Here is a 21,152-nt window from a genome sequence, read left to right on the forward strand (position 1 = left end):
GTCAATAGCTTGCACTATTGCCAGTTGTAGCTTTTAACTTTATAACCTATGCTGTTACAGCTTCAACAAGTATTACCTACCTATTTTGATCTAAGTCGCTCCCTAACCTCAGAAGTTTGGGGGAAAGATCTTTCCTTTCAGAAAGGAGAATTAGTGAAGATCGTAGCGCCCTCAGGCAGTGGTAAAACTTCGCTTATCCATTTCCTTTATGGACTGCGCCTTGAATACCAGGGCACCATTTCTTACAATGGCAATGCGAGCAAAGACCTTTCAATTGAAGAATTTAGCAAATACCGAAAGAGCCATATCAGTATTGTGCTGCAGGACTTGCGTTTGTTCCCTGAGCTAACGGTTTGGGAAAACATCAATATCAAACGCCAGTTAAATCCTTATCACCCGGAGGCCAAAATCAAAGAGATGGCTAAACAACTGGGCATTGATCATAAACTGAATTCTTTGTGCCGCCTTTGTTCCTATGGGGAGCAGCAGCGCGTAGCTATTATACGTTCACTAATGCAGCCGTTTGACTTTCTACTGCTGGATGAACCCTTTAGTCATCTGGATAATAATAATGCCCGCAAAGCTATGGACCTGATGCTGCAAGAAGCCAAGAGCCGTGAAGCTACCGTATTGCTGGCCGACCTGGAACGTATTGAATTCTTCCCCTACACCCGTTTGTATCACCTGTAAAATCCTGACCTGTGTCTGTATCCTTTAAGCCCATTCGTCCCCTCTTACAAACTGGCAACAACGCCGCCTCCCGCTGGTTCTCTTATTTTGGATTAGGCATTGGCGTAGTGTTATTGCTTTGCTCTATCCAGATGTATATCAACATACAGCAAATGCTGGCAGGCAATGCCGTTCGCAAAAATGGCTATGACTATATCTCCATAACCAAAACGGTTACCAATGCTACAATGGGACAGACTGACAAGAACCTGTTTCAGCCAAAAGACCTGGAAGAGCTAAAAGCACAGCCCTTTATTGAAAATGCAGCGCCTTTGGTAGCCAACCAGTTTCGGGTACAATTGAGCGCTGGCGATATTTTACCCTTTAAGACCGATTTATTTTTAGAGACTTTGGAGAATGATTTTATTGATACATTACCACCAAATTTCCAGTGGCAGGAAGGCCAAGAGAACATTCCTATTATTGTCTCTTCTGATTTTTTAGAGATCTATAATGTATTTGCACCAGGGCAAGGACTGCCGCAGATCTCAGAGGCAACAGCAACAGGTGTTCCTGTTTTCATTACCTGCATCAGCGATAGTAAGCGCATGACCTTCCAGGGAAACATTGTAGCCTTTAGCGATCGTATCAACTCAGTGTTGGCACCTAAATCTTTTCTTACATGGGCTAACCAACAGTTTGGCAGTAACCAGGTAAATGATGCTGCCCGTGTATTTATCAAAACCAAAGATGCCAATAATGCCCAGCTGCTAAATTTCCTGGACCAGAAAAACTACAAGGTGAATAAAGACAAAACCAAGTTTGGCCGGGTAAAGCAAGTGATTCAGGGCATTTTCAGTGGATTGGGTGTATTTGGATTATTGGTGATCGTTCTAGCGTTACTCCTATTTTCCTTTTACCTGCAGTTGGTAATAGCTCGCAGTAAATCAAGCTTAGCGTTATTATTAACCTTAGGCTACTCCCCTACATGGCTCAGTAAGAATGTGGCCAGGCAGTTTATGCCCATTTACTTCTTTATTATCCTGGGCGCATTATTAGCAGTGCAAACGATTCAATGGGCCTTTCATGAATATGTAATGATTGGGCAGGAAGAAACTACCACACTTGTACATTGGGGTGTAGCGTTAACGGCTGTTGTGTTGCTGCTGTTATCGGTATATACCAATTACCGATTGATCCGGAAGTTGCTGTTTAAGCTTTCTTAGTACCAAACAAACCTTTTTTGCGCTTTTGTGGCATTCCAGGCTTTATATAATTAACTGCAGAATCAAAAAACACTTCCTTTTCACTACTTACATTTCTATAGCCAAAACGAAAAGAAGGTGGCTGCGCCTCGCGCCACCACCTTCTTGTACTATCAATGCCTTTATAGAAAACGCCACCTTGTAATTGTGGCTTTGGAATATGCCTTAGCGTATCAATGGGCTGGTAATTATCTACCAATGGCGTATACAGGATATAAAGCTCTGCACCGTCTTTATAATAATAAGCCAGTCCTTGATGGCCTGAACTATCAGCGATCTCTTTTACCCTTTTATACCCTTTAGGAACAATAGTAGCAACCGTTGTGGACGTACTATCTCCGGTACGTGTATACGTAAACTCCCGCCGCTTATAGTCTTTAAACAAAAAGCAAGAAGGCAATACCGCAAGTATTATAATAACTAAGGCTGTACGTAACATTCGAAAGAGTTATACCTCTCCTCCTAATCCCACAAAATCCTAATCACCCTAGTTCTACACTCCTTCAAAAATCACGCTAGCACCTTGTCCTACACCTACGCACATACTAGCCAGGCCATACTTGCTGCCACGGCGTTTCATTTCATGCACCAGTGTAGTAGATAAGCGCACACCACTAGCTCCTAGTGGATGCCCTAAGGCAATGGCTCCGCCATTGACATTTACTTTAGCACGATCTAACTGCAGGTCGTGAATACAAGCCAGCGATTGGGAAGCGAAAGCCTCGTTCAATTCTATCAGGTCAAGGTTGGCTACAGAAAGACTAGCGCGGCGCAAGGCCTTTTGTGTAGCAGGTACCGGGCCAATACCCATAATAGAAGGATCAACACCTGCAACTGCCATAGAGATTACTTTAGCAATGGGTTTTAATCCAAAGCGCTGAACTGCCTCTTCAGAAGCCAACAACATGGCAGCAGCACCATCATTTAATCCAGAGGAGTTACCAGCAGTAACTGAACCGTCTTTTGTAAATGCCGGTTTCAAAGAAGCCAGTTTTTCCAATGTAGTACGGCGAGGATGTTCATCGGTATCTACAACTGTCGTTGTTCCTTTTGGTCCATCTATAGTTACAGGCACTATTTCATCCTTCCATTTACCTGCTTCTAAGGCAGCAAAGTAGCGCTCTTGTGACTCCAGGGCGAAAGCATCCTGGGCCTCGCGACTGATATGCCACTGCTTAGCTACATTCTCCCCAGTTTCGCCCATGCTGTACGGATAGTGCATATCCTTCAGCTTGTTGTTTACAAAACGCCAGCCCAGGGTAGTATCATACACTTCGGCGGTACGCTGGAAAGGACTTGATGCTTTAGACATCACGAATGGCGCACGGCTCATACTTTCCACACCACAGGCAATCATAAAGGCTGCGTCATCGCAAAGAATCTGGCGGGCGCTGTCCATAATGGCCTGAAGACCAGAGGCACACAAGCGGTTAACGGTATTGCCAGGAACGGTCACCGGCAAACCAGCCAGCAAGGCGGCCATGCGGGCCACATCGCGGTTGTCTTCACCAGCCTGGTTGGCATCACCAGCAATAACATCTTCAATTTCGGCGGGATCCACATTGGGATTACGTACCATAAGTTCGCGGATCACATGAGCAAGCAAATCGTCGGGGCGAACTGAGCTTAGTGCACCGCCATATCTACCTATGGGTGTGCGCACGGCGTCAATTACATAAACTGTTTTCGTATTCAATTAACCTTTACTTTTAAAACGTTTACTAAACGGTATCTAGCAGAAATGTTCTTACACTTCTTTAAACACCTTTACAAAAGGGAGCCAAAGCTATTTTATTTATTTGGAAGTTTCTTTATCATACAAGTGTGCTTCAGCCTGATCAAGCTAGAGGTTACGCCATTTTTTCTTTATGGAATGTTTTCAGAAAAAGCCATTCCCAGCGATACCTTAACAGAGCGATCAATCTGGATAGATGGAAAGCAGCTAAAAAATACAGACCTCCTACATAAAGAGCACCTTGTATTGGAAGAAACGGCCAAGAAATATGTTCTTCTTAAAAAGAATGAATCCATTGATATAGTACAAACGCGTGTAGAAGAGAAATATGGCTTTCTAACCCGATCTCCTATTTACCCCTTTCTACAGGAACGTATTTATAATAAAGCCTCTGATATACCAGCTTTTGAACATTGGTTTAAGCAAACCTGTGAACGGCTATTAAATAAAGAGGTTCAACAAGTTAGCATCAAAGAAGACACTTACCTTATCAATCCAGAACGTACCCAACTAAAACAGATCAGCAGTGAAGTCATCCATTCTTTTTAAAGAGTATACAAGGTTAGTGTCCAATAACCGGTGGTCCCTTCAGCAAATTGTGTTTTTAGGTACACTGATCAGCTTAGTTATCAATTACCTTTCATCAGGCATGGTTCACCAGATAAGTGGTAATCCATTGGTAGACCAGGAAATAGACCCTACTTATTGGCTGGCTATGATACTAAGGTTGCCTGCTATATTTAGGGGTACACTTGCTATTGTGCTGGATAGCATACTTTTCCTTTCGTGCCTTGCTTCCCTGTTTATTCCTAACCAAACCTACTCTACCCGTATTTTCTTTATAGCCCATTTTCTCTTTTTCATTCTTTACAACCTTTATTCTGGTCACCACTATATCAATATTGGGATACTGATCATGAGCTTTCCTTTTGTCTTTAAAACCAATGAGCGCTTTACTGCTGGGTTTACGTTTTGCCGCTTTCTGTTTTGCTTTATGCTTTTTTCGGCAGCGCTATGGAAGATCTGGCGAGGTAACCTAACTCATTTTGACCAAGGCTCTACATTATTACTGCTTCAGTTTAAAAGTCTACTATTTCAAGAGTCATCCTTTCAATACAAAACCATTTTATTCTTTGCTCAGAACCGTATGATGGGGCAACTATTGTGGTTGGGCATGATTGGCATTGAACTCTTGTTCTTTTGGGGCTTTATAACCTATAAAAAAGACAACTGGTTACTGATCGGCCACCTACTATTTTTTGCAGGCGGCTGGTTCTTTTTTGACCTCTACTTTTACGAAAACCTGCTTTTTCTGATCACTTTATATCCTGTTTTAAAAGGAATAAACAATCTAAAACGGAAAGTTTTAAGGGAAAAACAACACCCAACTGCCCTTTCCAATCTTGCTTCCGGCGTACCTTTGCCGGATGAACGCAGCAGTAGCAGGCATTAAAAAAACCGTTAAAAACATCCGCCACCTTTCCCTCGAAGAGCTGGAAACATTCTTTGCCACGTTAGGTGAAAAGAAGTTCCGCGCTAAACAGGTTTGGGAATGGATATGGACCAAACAGGCGCACTCTTTTGCCGATATGACCAACCTCAGCAAGGAGTTACGCCAAAAGCTGGGCGATAACTTTTCATTCCCCGCGTTAACGGTTGATGCTACGCAATACAGTGCTGATGGCACTATTAAAAGCCGCTTTATTACCCACGAAGGGCACCTTTGCGAAGGGGTATTAATACCAACTGACACACGTTATACTGCCTGTGTATCTTCTCAAATTGGCTGTTCACTTTCCTGTAAATTCTGTGCTACGGGTTATATTGAGCGTAAGCGCAACCTGGATTTTGATGAGATCTATGATGAGGTGGTGCTACTTAACCAACAAACGGAGCGCGTATATGGCAAGAAGCTCAGCAATATTGTGTTCATGGGTATGGGTGAGCCGCTGCTCAACTATAAAAACGTACTAAAAGCTATTGAGCGCATTACCGCAGAAGACGGTTTGGCCATGAGCCCGCGCCGTATTACGGTTTCCACAGCAGGTGTGGCAAAGATGATCCGTCAGCTGGGCGATGATAAAGTGCGTTTTAAACTGGCCTTATCACTGCATGCGCCTAACGATGTAAAGCGCAACGAGATCATGCCTATTAATGAAACGAACAACCTGAAGGCGTTAATTGATGCCTTGAATCACTTCTACAAACAAACAAAAAACGAGATCACCCTGGAGTATATTCTCTTTAACAACTTCAATGACAGTGAGAAAGATGCACAGGAACTGATCAAGATCTACCGTCAAGTACCTGCCGACCTGGTCAATATCATTGAATACAACCCCATCGACTTTGCCAAGTTTGAAAAACCTTCTGACGAGCGCATGGAGCAATTTATGGGATACCTGGCTAAGGCCAAGGTAAATGCTCATCTTAGACGTAGTCGCGGTAAGGATATTGATGCGGCTTGTGGACAGTTGGCCAACAAGGATAACTAAACGCAATAGATTTTATATAAAGAGTAAAGCACTCCTTTTGGAGTGCTTTATTCTTTATATACCCCATGTTGCCTACGCCCGTTTAGGCATTTCAATAAACGAGCAAAGCATGTCTTTAACCTTAACATAGTGATCTGCTTTCTGAATGTACTGGATTGCACCCAGATCAAAAGCGGTCTCAATGTCTTTAGGATTAAATAAACTGCTATAGATAATGACAGGAAAGAGATGGCTGTCTTTACATTGCTTCAGACTTTGCAAACATTCAACACCACCATCGTTAGGAAGATTGAAATCGAGGAAGATCAGATCTGGCTGCCACTGGTTCACCACATCTACTATCTCTTTTTCAGACGCACGCACTTCTAGTTGAACAGAAGGAGCTACTTCGCAGAGGATATGTTCGAAAATAAACTGATCATCGTCATCAGCATCTATCAAAAGTATCCGTTGAATGGATGTCGTTTGTGCCTGCATATAGAAATGATTTACCTTATCAGTATGTTAAGGCTAAACTAAAAAACGCCCGCTCTTACTCCTATACGAAATGCCCCCAACGCTTAAAAGCACGTATTCAAATGTTAATTTGTTTATATGAATTGTATGTCTGGTTAGCCGAAAAAGGTGAATTTATTAATTGGCTTTCTGACCCTATGCCAAGGTTAATCAAAAGCATTAACCTTAATTAACCTCTCGTCTTTAAACTTCTTCTTTCTACCCCTGTCTCTATACTATAACTTTTAAAATAGAAAACCTGAATATGAAAAGAATACTAACCACCGCATTTATCATTGCCTTATCCTTTGGAGCCGCACAAGCACAAAAACAAGAAGGTGCTGTAAAGAAAGAACATGGACAACATAAAGATGGACCAGGAACAGGGCATGAAGGTAGAGGCCTGGAGCAACTGAATCTTTCTGCCGATCAAAAGACGCGTATTAAATCGATCAATGAAAGCTATCACAAACAAATGACCGATCTGAAAAGCCAGTCAAATATTACTGTAGCTGATGCAAAAGCGCGCAGAGAAGCCTTACAAAAGCAACATGTAGCTGACATACAGGCTGTATTGACCGCTGAACAAAGAGCTAAGTTTGAAAGCCAAAAAAAGGACTGGGACGCCAAGGGTAAAAAAGGTGACTTCAAAAAAGGAGAAGGTTTTAGAAACGACAGCACCGGAGTTGGCAAAAGAGGCGAACACCAAGGCATGAGAGATGAAAAAGGCTTTGCTAAAATGCAACAGGAATTAAACTTAAGCACAGATCAGCAAGCTAAAATGGCGCAATTGCGTGAAGAGTTTAAGACGAAATCTGAAAACATCCGTAGCAACAGCTCTCTAAGTCAAGATCAAAAGAAAGAGCAGTTTAAGTCATTAGCACAAGAGCAAAAACAAAAAATGAAGAGCATTTTAACGAAAGAACAAATTGAAAAATTAGAATCGGCCAGAGGCAAACGTGCTAACAAAAACACAAAATAACCCGAAAAACCTCGGTCATAGACCTTATTGAAAAACAAAAGGCCCTGTAGTGCAGGGTCTTTTTTATTTTTGCACCTCACCACTGTTGTAAAACAGCAAAACTTCAAAATGAAACAGAAAGGAACGAACTTCCAGAAGTTCTACAAAGGCACCGAGAAAAAAGGGGCTGCTAAGAAAGAGCAGTTACGCCAGGAAAGAAAACAGTACAAAAAAGAACGCAAGGAATTTTTTGATCAAAAGCGGGCAGAAAATCGCCAGGCACAGGAAACAGGAACACCATCCGGAAAGTTTGCAGTAACCAAAACCATTGCGCGCGAAACGCCTACAGGCGAGATGCCCCTGAACAAATACCTGGCACATAGCGGTGTATGTTCCCGCAGGGATGCTGCAGATGTAGTACGCTCAGGTAAGGTAAAAGTGAATGGCCAAGTAGTAACAGAACCTGGTCATAAGGTAACGATGAAAGATGATGTGCGTGTGGGGCCTAAAAAAGTATACCCAACCAAGGACCTTGTTTACATCTTATTGAACAAACCCAAGGACTACCTGACCACCACTGATGATCCGCAAAAACGGAAGACCGTGCTGGACCTGATTCAGCAGGCTACTACCGAACGCGTATATCCGGTAGGTCGTCTGGATCGTAACACATCCGGGGTGCTGCTATTGACAAACGATGGCGACTTAGCACAAAAGCTGACACACCCGAGCAATGAAGTAAAAAAAATATATGCGGTAACGTTAGATAAGCCCTTGACGAAAGAACACTTTGACTCTATCTTAAAAGGTGTGCATTTAGAAGATGGTGTGGCTAATGTAGATGTACTGGCCTATACCGATAATGCAGACAAAACACAGATTGGTGTAGAGATACATAGTGGCCGCAACCGTATTGTTCGCCGCATATTTGAACACTTTCACTACGATGTGCGCAACCTGGATCGCGTGATGTTTGCCGGTCTTACCAAGAAGAATGTAAACCGCGGTAAATGGCGTTTCCTTACCGAAAAAGAAGTAAGAGATCTAAAGTTCTTTAAGAAAGGAAAGAAATAAAGCATGCGCATAGACGATTTAATAATAATAGAAGACGAACATTTAGTAGCCATTAATAAGCCCGCCGGTCTGTTAACCATACCTGCACGTGAAGGCTCTGAGATATCGCTAAAGACCTTATTGCGACAGAAGTATGGCAACATCTTTACGGTACACAGACTGGATAAGGAAACCAGTGGACTGGTAGTGTTTGCCAAACATGAAGAATCGCATAAACTATTATCGCAGCTATTTGAAGGCCGTGATGTAGAAAAGTTTTACCAGGGACTGGTTATTGGCAAGCCTGTAAATGCAGAAGGCAGTATAGATGGCGCCATCATGGAACACCCCGCCAAAAGGGGTATGATGGTTATTAACCGCCGGGGCAAGCCTTCTCATACCGACTACAAAGTACTGGAAAGCTTTAGAGCCTTTAGCTGGATGGAGTTTCAGATTCATACCGGCCGTACACACCAGATCCGTGTGCACATGAAAGACCTGGGACACCCCATTGTTTGTGATGAATTATATGGCGATGGTAAACCTATTTTGATTTCCAGCATCAAGCGCAACTACAAGTTGTCTAAAGACGAACTGGAAGAGCGTCCTATTCTTAACCGATTGGGATTGCACTCCTGGAAGCTTCGGTTTAAGCTCTATGATAAGGAGTATGCACTGGAAGCGGAAGTGCCTAAAGATTTGAGAGCGCTGCTGCAACAGCTTAGGAAGAACAAGTGAGAAAGATCGTGAATGGTGAGTGGTGAATGGTGAGTAGCTTCTGAAGCTTAGGATATTCATAACTGAATCTAAGATTCACAATAAAAGAAGGCCGCAAGTATTTGCGGCCTTCTTTTATTAAACTATTAGAAACTTTCAATAAAGCCTACGCCCACAGTATTATTGGAGAATTCATCGATCAGGATGAAAGCACCGTTGGCAGGGTTTTCTTTATAGGTATCTGCAAAAATGGGTTTCGCTGTTTTGAGAGTAATCGTACCAATATCATTTAGTTTAAATTGCGTCACGCCATCGTTTTCCTCCACCGTATTGATATCAAGGACGGTTTGCAAGGCCGTCACTTTTGCTTTCACTACGTTTATGCCATGTTGAAGTAAAAGCGTTTTACCATTTGTCAATGGCTGATCATCCATCCAGGTTAAGCGAGCCTTTAATGTATTGGCTTGCGTGTAGGCACTGTTCTCGTGTACTATCATATTGCCACGGCTTACATCTACATCATCTTCCAACTCAATGGTGATGCTTTCTCCTGCTTTAGCCTGTTTAACCTTTTGGTCAGCCAGATGAATATCCTTAATGACACTGGATTTCAGGGAAGGCAATACAGTTACTTTATCTCCTACACTTACGATACCACTTGCTAACTTACCTGCATATCCTCTAAAATCATGATGTGCCTCGCTATGCGGGCGGACGACAAATTGTACTGGAAATCGAGCTGGTAATTCTTTGCTTTTTGCCTGAACGGGTAAGGCTTCCAAGAATTGCAACAGCGACTGTCCTTTGTACCACAGGGTTTGGGAAGAAGTAGATACTACATTATCTCCCGTTTTAGCAGCTACCGGAATAAAATGCAGCTCCCCTCCATAATTGATCTTTTGCGCCAGCTCCTTTACTTCAGCAACAATCTTATTGAAGACTGTTTCATCAAACTGCACCAGGTCCATTTTATTAACGCATACAAACACGGTTTGAATGCGCAACAGGGACGCAATAAACAGGTGGCGACGTGTTTGTTCAATCACACCATTACGCGCATCAATCAGAATCATAGAGACCTCAGCGGTTGACGCTCCCGTGACCATGTTGCGGGTGTATTCAATATGCCCGGGCGTATCGGCAATAATGTATTTGCGGTTTTCCGTGGCAAAGTAGATATGCGCCACATCGATGGTAATACCCTGCTCTCTTTCAGCAATTAACCCATCGGTTAACAAGGAAAGGTCGGTAAAGTCTAAACCCTTGCGCTGACTGGAAGCTTCTATGGCTTCCAACTTGTCTTTTGTAATGGACTTGGTATCATATAACAACCGTCCAATCAATGTGCTCTTCCCATCATCCACACTACCGGATGTGGCTATGCGTAATATATCCATCATTCAATTTTTATGATAAGCTTTTAATAAACATCCGGATACACCACACCATTACCATAATGCCTACAGCGATCATCATGGTCTTGCGTGGCAGCTTGCCGGCTAACCGGGCGGCAAATGGCGCTGCAATACCCCCACCCAGCAAGAGACCCAGTACAATATTCCAGTGACTAACGCCCACTGTCACAAAGAAGGTGAGCGCACTGGCCAGGGTTACAAAGAACTCGGTTAGGCTCACTGACCCGATAGTATACTTTGGACTACGCCCTTTGGCAATAAGTGAGCTGGTTACAATAGGCCCCCAACCTCCCCCACCAAACGAATCCAGGAAGCCGCCAGCACCTGCTAGCCAACCCACCCGTTTTACTTTCTTATTCGTTGGGCTTGGCTGAAACGCTTTGTATAATATTTTAAAACCCAGAAATAGGGCATATAAAGCCATTATGGGCATCAACCACTTACCGGCCTTCTCACCCAGGAACACCAGCATTACAGCACCCAGGATGGCACCTAAAACACCAGGGATCACCAAGTGGCGAAACAGCTTCTTATTGACATTACCAAACTTATAGTGGCTGTAGCCAGAGATACCAGAAGCAAACACTTCTGATGTGTGAATAGCCGCACTTACAGCTACAGGGTTCACTCCAAACGAGATCAAACAGGTTGCCGAAGTAACCCCATAGCCCATACTCAACATCCCATCTACCATTTGCGCCAGGAAACCGGCTAATACAAAAAAGAGAAACTGCTTATCAAAATAGGGTTTACTATTTACCCATATTTCAGGAACAGATGGAAATGGTAAATAGGAAATAATAATGTGCCCCAACACCATCAGGAAAAAGGCAAGAACCAACTGTGAAGCCAAACGACGCCACATCTGTTCACTGTTACGTTGGAACCAAGGTGTCCGTGTCTCTAATTGTAAAGGGTTTACCTTTTCTATGTTATCAACAAAATTAAAATCACTTAGGTGTGGTGCCCCTGGAGTATATACTAATACTCGCTGTAAAGCGGCTTCATCGCGAATACATTCGTTCAATACTTCGTTATCTGTTGCCGCTATTACAAAATGAACATCGTTGAAGTCGTAGGTATCATACTCCTTCCTTACAACTTTAATTTGTGGCTGCTCGTTTAAGAATGCTTCCATTTCTGGAGAAAGCTCTTGAGCAATTACAGTTATAGAAATATTTTGTCCGTTGCGTAACAATAGACACAAACTCGCATAGGCCTGTCTCCCACCTCCAATGACCAGCCACTCTATATCTGGAGAGGTAACCCGCAATGGCAACTGTAAAACTGTTATTGCTGATAATGCATCTTTCATGAGCTAAGTGGTCATTGGTTTGAGTTTAAGCTATACTCCTGGTTAGCCACCCGATAATGCAGCCAACATGGTCTATCTGTTTAGTAGAATATAAGGGCAAAAAAAGGGACTAGAAATACCCTTCTTTCTTACGTTTCTCCATAGCTGCTTCAGAACGCTTGTCGTCAATACGAGCACCACGCTCAGAGATAGTAGCTGCTTTTATTTCATTGATGATATCATCCAGTTCATTGGCATCGGATAATACTGCAGCCGTACATGTCATATCTCCTACTGTACGAAAGCGAACGGTGGCTTTAAAGGGTACTTCCTCTTCTGTTGTATTAAGGAAGAGAGAGTATGGCCAATACATGCCGTCGCGCTCAATAATCTCACGCTGGTGTGAAAAGTATATACTAGGCAGAGCCAGGTTTTCTTCTTTGATGTAGTTCCACACATCTAGCTCTGTCCAGTTGGAGATAGGGAATACACGTACGTTTTCGCCAACGTTAATGCGCCCATTTAACATATCAAACAACTCAGGACGTTGCTTTTTGGCATCCCATTGGCCAAAGTCGTCACGCACCGAGAAGATGCGCTCTTTTGCTCTTGCTTTTTCTTCATCTCGACGTGCGCCACCGATGCAAGCATCAAACTTGAATTCTTTAATGGCATCCAGCAAAGTAGTTGTCTGCAATACATTACGGCTGGCGTATTTACCGGTTTCTTCTTTCACCTTCCCTTTATCTATGGAGTCTTGCACATAACGAACAATCAGTTGCATACCGGTATATTCGGCCAGCCAATCGCGAAATTCGATGGTTTCTGGAAAGTTATGCCCGGTATCGATGTGCAACATGGGAAAAGGCACTTTAGCTGGGTAAAACGCTTTGCGCGCCAAGTGCACTAGCGTAATGCTATCCTTACCGCCTGAGAATAATAGCACTGGCTTTTCAAACTGGGCTGCTATTTCTCGCATTATATAAATGGCTTCGTGCTCTAATTGTCGGGGAAATACTGATAGGTTCTTCATACTTTCTTATTTAACTAAATGCAATCCACACTCTTTATGCGATGCTTCCCACCACCAACGGCCGGCGCGTGGGTCTTCACCTTTCTCTATTGCCCGTGTACAAGGCGCGCAACCAATGCTGACAAAATCTTTATCGTGTAACGGATTATAGGGAACGTTGTTCTTATCGATATAATGCAGCACATCGCTAAACGACCAGTGCAACAAGGGGTTGATCTTATAGATCTCTTTATCGCCCAACCATTCTACTACAGGAATGTTTTTACGATGGTCCGTCTGGGATGCCCGTAAGCCGGTTATCCAAACGGCGGTGCCTTTTAAGGCCCTGTTCAGAGGTTCTACTTTACGAGTATTGCAGCAAGCCTGGCGATTGGCGACACTTTCATAAAAGCCATTCATTCCGGTGTTTTTTACCAACTGTTGCACGGCATCAGCTTGAGGAAAGTAGACATCAATATTGATCTTATAACGGGCCATGGTTTTATCTAGGGTCTCATAAGCCTCATTGAACAAGCGGCCTGTATCAATAGTGAATATTTTGATATTGATGTTATTGCGGGCAATGATGTCTGTAAGTACTTGATCCTCTTGTCCAACAGAGGAAGAGAACTTTACTTTTCCGGGAAATAGTGTAGCTGTTTGTTTCAACGCCTCGGTAATGGAATAGTTGGCAAACAGCTCTTGTAGATATTCTAGGTGTTGCATAGTTACAGTTTATCTCCATTTCATTAATCGATCAATGATTTGTACACCTTTATAGGTGTTAAGAACTTATGATCACTAAGGGATAAGCGAAATACTTGACGAGGTGAAAGTAGTGCAAAACAACTACTCTACCAAGTAAGTAGACTTTGAGGAATAATAGAACTAGGATTACTAAGATGGAAAGGATTAGGAGGAAAGGGTTGACAGGTTGATAAGTTGACAAGGAAGGGAGAAGGAACAATGAAGAGGAAATTGGGAATTAGGAGGAAGGATTTCACGCAAAGACGCAAAGATTAGAAGACGCTAAGATGAGACGGCTATAAACAAAAAGCACTCCACCAAAGGAGTGTTTGTTTATCTAGTGCTGTTTGTGATTCAGGTTTTGTGGGCTGGCCCTTTCACGTTTGACGTCTCACGTTTCACGGCCTAGCCTCTGCTGCGCAGAGCTCTAAAGTATTTCCTGCCCGCTTTTAAGATCCATGAGGGTTTTATTTTCAAGGATGGCCAGGGTGGCGTCGCGGACCTTTTCCATGATGCCGTGCAGACCGCAGTTGCCCTCATCGCAGTATTTACATTTTTCATAGAAGTACAAGCTCACACAAGGTAACATGGCTATAGGACCATCCACAATGCGGATCACTGCAGCAATACTGGTTTTTGAGGGATGGTCTTTTATGAAATAGCCTCCACCTTTCCCCTTCTTGCTTTCCAGGATTCCGGCTTTACGTAGCCCTAAAAGGATGTTTTCCAGGAACTTAAGAGGGATACGTTTTTTTTCAGCAATCTCAGAAATCAGAACGGGTCCTTCGTCAAACTTGTCCACCAGGTGCGTTAGGGCCCTAAAAGCATATTGGGCTTTATTAGAAAGCATATCGTTTAAACAGCTTCAGTTTGGATTGTAAGCGTGTAGGCAATTTTAGAATTTTTCTTCAACATAGCCGCCACTCCGCAGTATTTTTCTAAAGAAAGATCAATAGCCTTGATCACTTTATCGCGGTTTTCTTCTCCTGTTACAACAGAAAAGTTTAAATGGATGTCTTTAAATACACGTGGAAATTCTTCCGTTTGATCCGCTTCTGCTTCAATTTGCAAATCAGCAAAAGGCACACGCATTTTTTCCAGAATATCAACTACATCTATGCCGGAGCAACCAGCAAGGCCACTTAATAGTAATGCCTTGGGACTAAAACCGTGGTTACCGTCCATTTCAATTTTTGAATTATTGTGTTGAGTACTTTCAAATGCTTGTCCCCCTTTCCAGATGGTATTTGTCTTCATGACCGCAGATTAATTATGTTTTAAAAGGATTGATCGGATATTATTCTAACATTATTGTCAATAAATATTATTTCGATCTTGATAGGTTTGTTTAGCCACGTCTTCCCAGCCGTGCTGTTTGTTTTCCAGCACATTTTCCATAGTCCAGACAATTTCCTGTTTAAAAGGATGATGTCGAACGGGGCAGTTTTTCTTATCACAAAGATGGCACTGAAAGTACTTACAACCATCAGAGTGAACAAAGAGCTCCAGCGATTCACCAAAATCCTTGCGTATTAAGCTGCCTAAATAATCAATTTCTTGATGTGCCTCATTTACATTTAAGTACCAGGGCACGGTAAGATGGCAGTCTACATGCAGCACATTGCCATATTTAATGACTCGCAGGTTGTGCAAATCTACCCAGTCATCGCGGCGGTTTTTATATAATACATCCACCATTTTGCCCAACAAAGCCATGTCTGCCTCGTCCATAATGCCGGCCAATGAAGTGCGTACAATTTTATAGCCGGTATAAATAATGTACAAACCAAAAAGAATAGCTACAGCACTATCTATCCAAACCTGGTTGGTCAAAGCAATCAAAATCAAACCAGCTATAATGGCCAATGTAGAGTAACTATCAGTTTGCAGGTGTTTTCCGCTGGCAATCAAAGCAAGAGAGTTTACTTTTTGCCCTCGTTTATAGGTAATCCATCCTAGCAACCAGTTAACGATTGCAGTGCCCGCAACCAGATAAATACCTTGGTCAATGGATGAAATTGCACGTGGTACAACTAAGTTTTTGACAGCGCTATAAATAATTACAGCACCAGCAGATAATACCAGTGTGCCCTCAACAGCCGCTGAAATAAACTCGGCTTTGCCATGCCCATAGGGATGATTTTGGTCGCGCGGCAGCGCTGCGATGTGCAGGCTATACAATCCAATAAACCCCGCTACTACATTGACAATACTTTCCAACGCATCGGTAAGAATAGATACCGAGCCCGTTAAATAGTAGGCAAAAAACTTAACAATCAGTAATACGGTTGATGCAATGGCAATAGCGCGTTGTAAGCGTATGCTTCTTTTGTTTTCCTGTGCTACGTTTGGTGTCAAAATTGAAAATTGGGGGTGCAATTATACGACAGAATTAAAGCGCTCCTGCACATATTGCCAGTTTACTACTTTCCACCAATTGTTAATATAGTCGGCACGTTTGTTTTGGTAACGCAAATAGTAGGCATGTTCCCAAACATCCAAGCCCAATAGCGGGAAACCTTTGATATCTGAAACATCCATAAGCGGGTTATCCTGATTTGGCGTAGAACCAATACGTAAATGTTTGTCACCATCTACAAACAACCAGGCCCAACCACTACCAAACCGGCCTACACCAGCATCTGCCAATTGCTTTTTGAAGGCATCGAAAGAACCAAAGCTGCTGTCGATACTTGTGGCCAATTTGTTTGAAGGATGATCAGCACCGGAGGGTGCCATGCATTTCCAAAAAAGTTCATGATTGTAATGGCCGCCACCATTGTTGCGCACCTTTGCTGAGTATTTTGACACACGGCGCATCACTTCTTCCAAGGGTTGACTGGTATTGATATTCTCCGCTGAAGCTGCTTCATTGAGGTTTTTAGCATACGCAGCTGCGTGTTTGCTATAATGCAGCTCCATAGTAGTAGCATCAATAGCTTCGTTCAATGCGTTGTAACTATAAGGGAGGGGCTGTTGCTGGAAACCAGTGGTCAATGAAGAACTAGGTAATTTAGCTGTAGTTGAACAAGAGGCCAACAATCCAGAGCCAATGTAAAGCCCCAGGCCAGCCTTTGTTGAATCAATCAAAAACTGCCTGCGTGAAGGAGGTAATGCCATAACTGTAGTTTTAAGTCCTAATGCAAATAATGTACTAAGTCGCACGCTTTTCTCTAAGCGCTTTGAACTTACGCCAGAGACGAAAATAAAACTCTTTATTAAACAACTGTGAATCGTGTAATGCTTTATAGGTTATAAAGAAACCAATAGGAAGCAAAACAAAAGTGGAGAGCCACATGCCCCAGAAAGGTAACCATTCACCTTCCTTAGCGAACTTCTCTCCCGTATTTCCAATAAAATAGAAGAGCATGAAGAAAATAATAGAGAAGATCATGGAGTTACCCAGTCCGCCTCTACGTATAATGGAACCCAACGGTGCACCAATAAGAAACAGCACCAGGCAGGCCATTGAAAGTGAAATTTTACGGTGCCATTCCATTTGGTGGCGGCGTAATTCTTTGGCTTGCTGTTCATAGTTGACCAACAAACTTTCATTTGTACTGTATAAGGCACTGGCCTTACTTGCAGCACGCTCCACCAACATTGATTTTATAGAATCAGGAATTAGCGCATCAAACTTTTTAGCCTTTACAGGTGCAGCTGTGGTTTTATTCCAGTTACTATCCAGGTAAGAGACAAACGAAACGTTAGATAATACTTCCGTTTTTATTTGCTGCCCTATCTTGGCTTGCTTCTTTTCCATTTCACCAATAGCCTTTTCTAACTGCCGCATGCTCAACATACGCCAGTTGCTTTTATTCACACTATCTGATGAACGCTGGAAATTAAAAGCACTCAGGTCAAATTGCTTGGTATACTCCTTAAATCCGAGACGAATGAATTCTGTATTAGGAGTTCCTGCCTGCCCTCGCTCCTGATAGCGCCAACCGTTGCGCAGCTTGAACTCCAAAAACCGCTTATTTATACCCGCAGAGCGCATGATACCATCAGAGGCCACAATAAAATTATCCTGCAGTCCGCTGGTTTGCTCATAAATGATAACATTACGTACTACGCTATCATTTTCCTTTTTACCAATCTTTATAGCAAAGCCATTTAATTTATCGTAAAACACACCTTCCTTCAAATCAAAGGCTGGTTTGGCATATACGATATCATACAATAGCGTACGCGATTTAAGCATGGCTACAGGTATAATATAGTTTCCAAACAGAAAGGCAATGCCACAAATGCCCAGCACCACTATAAACAAGGGCCGCATAAACCGAATAAGAGATATACCGGCTGCCTTTACAGCTACCAACTCATAGGTTTCGCCAAGGTTGCCAAAGGTCATAATAGAAGAAAGGAGAACAGCTAATGGCAACGCCAGAGGGACCAATACAGCACTTTGGTACCAGATAAATTCTAATATGATACCGGCACTTAAACCCTTACCTACGAAGTCGTCGATCCACAACCAAAAGAACTGCATCACCAGTACCATTAGTGTAATAAAAAAGATAGCCAAGAATGGCCCAATAAATGCTTTTAGAATCAGCTTATCTAACTTCTTAAACACGGGCTACAATTCGTTGATTTAGTATTTTTAGTTATGGACGAGGCAAAAATACAGTTTTCGGTTGCGGAGATGGAATTAATGAATAACGCGGAGGTTATTTTAACAAAGAACCGGGCACTGCAAAAGATCAGATTGCTACTGGAAGGCGTGCAGCAAGAAATGGAACACCGTGTTTATCAGGATTCCATTTATAGCAGCAGCCAACTCTTTCAAGTGCCGGCCAAGATTTCAAAAGGAGAAAACTACCAAGGGCTGCCTTACCAGGTTTTAGATTATCCCCGCTATTTCGATAGCGTCAACATCTTTGCCATTCGCACCTTATTCTGGTGGGGCAACACCTTTAGCAGCACGCTGCACTTGTCTGGAGACCAGAAAGTGGCCTTCTTACCGGCTATAGAACAAGGCTATGCGCTTTTAAAGGAGCAGCAATATTCAATCGGGTTAAACGAAGACCCCTGGCAACACCATTTTGAAGAAGATAATTACAAGCCGATAGCCCAATTGGATGAAGACAGCTTCATCCATTATTGCCGTCAGTACGACCACTTAAAGATTGCCAAACAATGGCCCCTTTGGGACGCTCATTTTGTAAATGAAGATCTGGTGGAAAGCTGGCGCTTGTTTTTGAAACTATGTTTTCCTTAGTTTCCTAAACGGTGGAACAAATCTTTTACCTGATGGTCCCAAAGCATGCTTTGATCCTTGATATCTCTTTTTTCGGCAAAGTCCTTAATAACCAGGATGGTTTGATTGGTTACCTCAGACTTCTCAATAGCGAATTCAAAGAATTCTTCTACAGGAGCATGTGACCAATGAAAACGAATAAAATGCTCTTCTTCGTGTGCTACTACTTCAGCTGTGTCTTCAGAACCATTCCAGGAAAAGCTGAACACGCCATCATGATCATCTACTTTATCAGCAAACCATTCTTGCAAACCAGAAGATGTGGCAAGAAATTCATAAAGGATCGTAGGGGAACACCTAACAGGATATTCTAAAGAAAATAATTGTTTTTTGCTCATCTGAAAAATTTAATTCGTGTCAGCGGGGTGCAATTATAGAAAAATAATTCATCTGTCAAAATATTTTTCCGTTCCTGACGATTTTTTGCCCTTTTCGGCTATTAAAAAAGAGCACTCAACATTTTTATTTGGGTGATATAAGTTGTTTTGGTAATTTGGAAGAAGTATCAATTGTTAAAATTGCTACAAAGTGCACACGGCGTTGTGATGGGATATTTAGGATTTGAAACCCAAAACTAACTAGAAGCAAGACATCTAAACCGAATATAACCATCTAAAACTCTTCTCATGAGTATGCGTCAACTAAAGATCACGAAGTCCATTACGAATCGTGAGTCTCAAAGCTTGGAGAAGTACTTACAGGAAATTGGACGGGTTGAGTTGATTACCCCCGAAGAGGAAGTCCGTTTGGCTTCGCTTATCAAACAGGGTGATCAAAAAGCGTTGGAACGCTTAACAAAAGCAAACCTGCGCTTTGTAGTGTCCGTAGCCAAACAGTACCAAAACCAGGGTTTGTCGCTCCCTGATTTGATCAATGAGGGAAACCTGGGCCTAATTAAAGCCGCCCAACGTTTCGATGAAACCAAGGGTTTCAAGTTCATTTCTTATGCTGTATGGTGGATTCGACAGTCCATTTTACAGGCGCTGGCCGAGCAAGCCCGTATTGTGCGTTTACCGCTCAACAAGGTGGGGCTGACCAGCCGAATTCAAAAAGCATTTCAGCAACTGGAGCAAGAGTTTGAACGCGAACCCTCTGCCGAAGAACTAGCTGACATGCTGAACATGGAGCTGGAAGAAGTAGCTTCTTCGCTCAACATCAATGCCCGCCATGTAAGTATGGACACCCCCCTTTCAGAAGGAGAAGACGGCACCCTGTTGGACATTCTGGAAAACCCCAACGCCAGCATGGCTGACGCCGACATGGACCACAAACAGTCCCTGAAAGTAGAAATCGACCGCTCTCTGAAAACACTTACCGAACGCCAGAAAGAAGTGGTTTGTTACTTCTTTGGTATTGGCGTAGATCATCCATTAAGCCTAGAAGATATTGGTGAAAAGTTCAATCTAACCCGCGAAAGAGTACGCCAAATAAAGGACAAAGCCATTACCAAACTTCGCACCACTCAAAAAACCAACTTGTTAAGAGGCTATTTAGGTTAAGGACCTAAGCCTTATGTGTCTTATCTTTGCCAACTAATTAAAGTGAACATGTTTATGTTCACTTTTTCTTTGTCGCAGATTTCAGGATTTTAACGGATTTCGCGGATGGCCTCCAATAGTCAATTACCATATGAAACTATCACCCATGAAATCATAGGGTGTTCTATGAAAGTTCACTCTTTTTATGGATTGGGCTTTCCAGAGGTTATTTATAAGCGAAGTTTGCTAATAGAATTAGAAAATAGGAATCTGCGCTATCGATCTGAAATGGAAAAAGACATTTACTATAGCGGAAAGTTTGTCGGAAGAAGGAGACTGGATCTAATAGTAAATGAAAAAATATTAGTGGAAATAAAAGCCATAAAAGAATTAGAAAACAGTCATTATAAACAAGTTTTAAATTACTTAAACGTATTTGATTTAGAAGTAGGATTACTAATCAATTTTGGGGCAGAAAGCTTGCAATTTAAGCGCTTGATACGCTCCAAGCAATCTGCGAAATCCTCTCTAAATCCTTAAATCTGCGATA

Annotated in this window: 24 protein-coding genes; 11 read left to right on the plus strand and 13 right to left on the minus strand. The window is 42.6% G+C overall.

All coding sequences use genetic code 11. The features are described 5' to 3' along the window. The first annotated feature begins 48 nt into the window (after nt 1–48). Together SY85_RS11110 and SY85_RS11115 are read left to right on the plus strand one after the other, a co-directional pair. On the plus strand, nt 49–690 hold the full coding sequence (locus tag SY85_RS11110) for an ATP-binding cassette domain-containing protein (protein ID WP_066404479.1): 642 nt from the start codon (nt 49–51) through the stop codon (nt 688–690). 11 nt (nt 691–701) lie between these two features. After that, a complete protein-coding gene (locus tag SY85_RS11115) occupies nt 702–1,895 on the plus strand; it encodes a hypothetical protein (protein WP_066404480.1) in 1,194 nt (397 codons plus the stop codon). Here the strand turns inward: SY85_RS11115 and SY85_RS11120 are convergent. Together SY85_RS11120 and SY85_RS11125 are read right to left on the minus strand one after the other, a co-directional pair. Continuing rightward, entirely contained in the window at nt 1,882–2,373 is a 492-nt protein-coding gene (locus SY85_RS11120) for a hypothetical protein (RefSeq protein WP_066404481.1), read from the minus strand. The genes SY85_RS11115 and SY85_RS11120 overlap by 14 nt on opposite strands. A 54-nt stretch (nt 2,374–2,427) precedes the next feature. Further along, nucleotides 2,428–3,630: an acetyl-CoA C-acyltransferase gene (locus SY85_RS11125; RefSeq protein ID WP_066404483.1), complete on the minus strand. Its 1,203-nt coding sequence runs from the start codon at nt 3,628–3,630 to the stop codon at nt 2,428–2,430. Between the two features lie 177 nt (nt 3,631–3,807). On the opposite strand from SY85_RS11125, the gene SY85_RS11130 reads away from it, so the two are divergent. Genes SY85_RS11130 through rlmN form a run of 3 tightly spaced genes read left to right on the plus strand, consistent with a single transcriptional unit; the run spans nt 3,808 to nt 6,164 of the window. After that, nucleotides 3,808–4,218, plus strand: a complete 411-nt coding sequence (locus tag SY85_RS11130) for a hypothetical protein (RefSeq protein WP_148661164.1) — start codon at nt 3,808–3,810, stop codon at nt 4,216–4,218. Beyond that, nucleotides 4,196–5,122: a hypothetical protein gene (locus SY85_RS11135; RefSeq protein WP_066404487.1), complete on the plus strand. Its 927-nt coding sequence runs from the start codon at nt 4,196–4,198 to the stop codon at nt 5,120–5,122. The genes SY85_RS11130 and SY85_RS11135 overlap by 23 nt, the downstream gene beginning before the upstream one ends. Further along, entirely contained in the window at nt 5,097–6,164 is a 1,068-nt protein-coding gene (gene rlmN, locus SY85_RS11140) for a dual-specificity RNA methyltransferase RlmN (RefSeq protein ID WP_066404489.1), read from the plus strand. The genes SY85_RS11135 and rlmN overlap by 26 nt, the downstream gene beginning before the upstream one ends. Before the next feature lie 72 nt (nt 6,165–6,236). Here the strand turns inward: rlmN and SY85_RS11145 are convergent, their stop codons facing one another. Further along, nucleotides 6,237–6,641, minus strand: a complete 405-nt coding sequence (locus SY85_RS11145) for a response regulator (RefSeq protein ID WP_066404491.1) — start codon at nt 6,639–6,641, stop codon at nt 6,237–6,239. A gap of 283 nt (nt 6,642–6,924) precedes the next feature. Between SY85_RS11145 and SY85_RS11150 the strand changes: the two genes are divergently transcribed. The 3 genes from SY85_RS11150 to SY85_RS11160 all read left to right on the plus strand — a co-directional run bounded on the left by SY85_RS11150 (nt 6,925) and on the right by SY85_RS11160 (nt 9,411). Continuing rightward, entirely contained in the window at nt 6,925–7,641 is a 717-nt protein-coding gene (locus tag SY85_RS11150) for a hypothetical protein (RefSeq protein WP_066404493.1), read from the plus strand. Between the two features lie 108 nt (nt 7,642–7,749). After that, a complete protein-coding gene (locus SY85_RS11155; protein ID WP_066404495.1) occupies nt 7,750–8,694 on the plus strand; it encodes a pseudouridine synthase in 945 nt (314 codons plus the stop codon). Nucleotides 8,695–8,697: 3 nt separating this feature from the next. Further along, nucleotides 8,698–9,411, plus strand: coding sequence for an RluA family pseudouridine synthase (locus SY85_RS11160; protein WP_066404496.1), 714 nt, complete (start codon nt 8,698–8,700; stop codon nt 9,409–9,411). Between the two features lie 125 nt (nt 9,412–9,536). On the opposite strand, the gene SY85_RS11165 is transcribed toward SY85_RS11160, so the two are convergent. The 9 genes from SY85_RS11165 to SY85_RS11205 all read right to left on the minus strand — a co-directional run bounded on the left by SY85_RS11165 (nt 9,537) and on the right by SY85_RS11205 (nt 18,440). Beyond that, complete coding sequence (locus tag SY85_RS11165) at nt 9,537–10,790, minus strand: sulfate adenylyltransferase subunit 1 (protein WP_226999066.1); 1,254 nt, start codon at nt 10,788–10,790, stop codon at nt 9,537–9,539. 7 nt (nt 10,791–10,797) lie between these two features. Then, complete coding sequence (locus tag SY85_RS11170) at nt 10,798–12,120, minus strand: TSUP family transporter (protein WP_082886378.1); 1,323 nt, start codon at nt 12,118–12,120, stop codon at nt 10,798–10,800. 109 nt (nt 12,121–12,229) lie between these two features. Next, on the minus strand, nt 12,230–13,132 hold the full coding sequence (gene cysD / locus SY85_RS11175; RefSeq protein ID WP_066404500.1) for a sulfate adenylyltransferase subunit CysD: 903 nt from the start codon (nt 13,130–13,132) through the stop codon (nt 12,230–12,232). Between the two features lie 6 nt (nt 13,133–13,138). Continuing rightward, nucleotides 13,139–13,837, minus strand: a complete 699-nt coding sequence (locus SY85_RS11180) for a phosphoadenylyl-sulfate reductase (protein WP_066404502.1) — start codon at nt 13,835–13,837, stop codon at nt 13,139–13,141. A 448-nt stretch (nt 13,838–14,285) separates the two neighbouring features. Next, nucleotides 14,286–14,708 carry an RrF2 family transcriptional regulator gene (locus SY85_RS11185; protein ID WP_066404504.1) on the minus strand — a complete coding sequence of 141 codons (423 nt, stop codon included), beginning with the start codon at nt 14,706–14,708 and terminating at the stop codon, nt 14,286–14,288. 5 nt (nt 14,709–14,713) lie between these two features. After that, nucleotides 14,714–15,115, minus strand: coding sequence for an OsmC family protein (locus SY85_RS11190; RefSeq protein WP_066404506.1), 402 nt, complete (start codon nt 15,113–15,115; stop codon nt 14,714–14,716). 57 nt (nt 15,116–15,172) lie between these two features. Next, on the minus strand, nt 15,173–16,216 hold the full coding sequence (locus tag SY85_RS11195) for a cation diffusion facilitator family transporter (protein WP_066409617.1): 1,044 nt from the start codon (nt 16,214–16,216) through the stop codon (nt 15,173–15,175). 21 nt (nt 16,217–16,237) lie between these two features. Next, nucleotides 16,238–16,978 (minus strand): superoxide dismutase, encoded by a 741-nt coding sequence (locus SY85_RS11200; RefSeq protein WP_066404507.1) that lies wholly within the window; start codon nt 16,976–16,978, stop codon nt 16,238–16,240. A 34-nt stretch (nt 16,979–17,012) separates the two neighbouring features. Then, nucleotides 17,013–18,440, minus strand: coding sequence for an LptF/LptG family permease (locus tag SY85_RS11205; RefSeq protein ID WP_066404508.1), 1,428 nt, complete (start codon nt 18,438–18,440; stop codon nt 17,013–17,015). Between the two features lie 33 nt (nt 18,441–18,473). Here SY85_RS11205 and SY85_RS11210 point away from each other — a divergent pair, with 33 nt between their 5' ends. After that, complete coding sequence (locus SY85_RS11210; protein WP_066404509.1) at nt 18,474–19,085, plus strand: hypothetical protein; 612 nt, start codon at nt 18,474–18,476, stop codon at nt 19,083–19,085. On the opposite strand, the gene SY85_RS11215 is transcribed toward SY85_RS11210, so the two are convergent. Then, entirely contained in the window at nt 19,082–19,462 is a 381-nt protein-coding gene (locus SY85_RS11215) for an START-like domain-containing protein (RefSeq protein ID WP_066404511.1), read from the minus strand. The genes SY85_RS11210 and SY85_RS11215 overlap by 4 nt on opposite strands. A 288-nt stretch (nt 19,463–19,750) precedes the next feature. On the opposite strand from SY85_RS11215, the gene SY85_RS11220 reads away from it, so the two are divergent. Next, on the plus strand, nt 19,751–20,623 hold the full coding sequence (locus SY85_RS11220) for a sigma-70 family RNA polymerase sigma factor (RefSeq protein WP_226999067.1): 873 nt from the start codon (nt 19,751–19,753) through the stop codon (nt 20,621–20,623). A gap of 105 nt (nt 20,624–20,728) precedes the next feature. Beyond that, nucleotides 20,729–21,142 carry a GxxExxY protein gene (locus SY85_RS11225; protein ID WP_066404513.1) on the plus strand — a complete coding sequence of 138 codons (414 nt, stop codon included), beginning with the start codon at nt 20,729–20,731 and terminating at the stop codon, nt 21,140–21,142. The last annotated feature ends 10 nt before the right edge of the window (nt 21,143–21,152 follow it).

It is taken from the genome of Flavisolibacter tropicus (assembly GCF_001644645.1).
Taxonomy (GTDB): Bacteria; Bacteroidota; Bacteroidia; order Chitinophagales; family Chitinophagaceae; genus Flavisolibacter; species Flavisolibacter tropicus.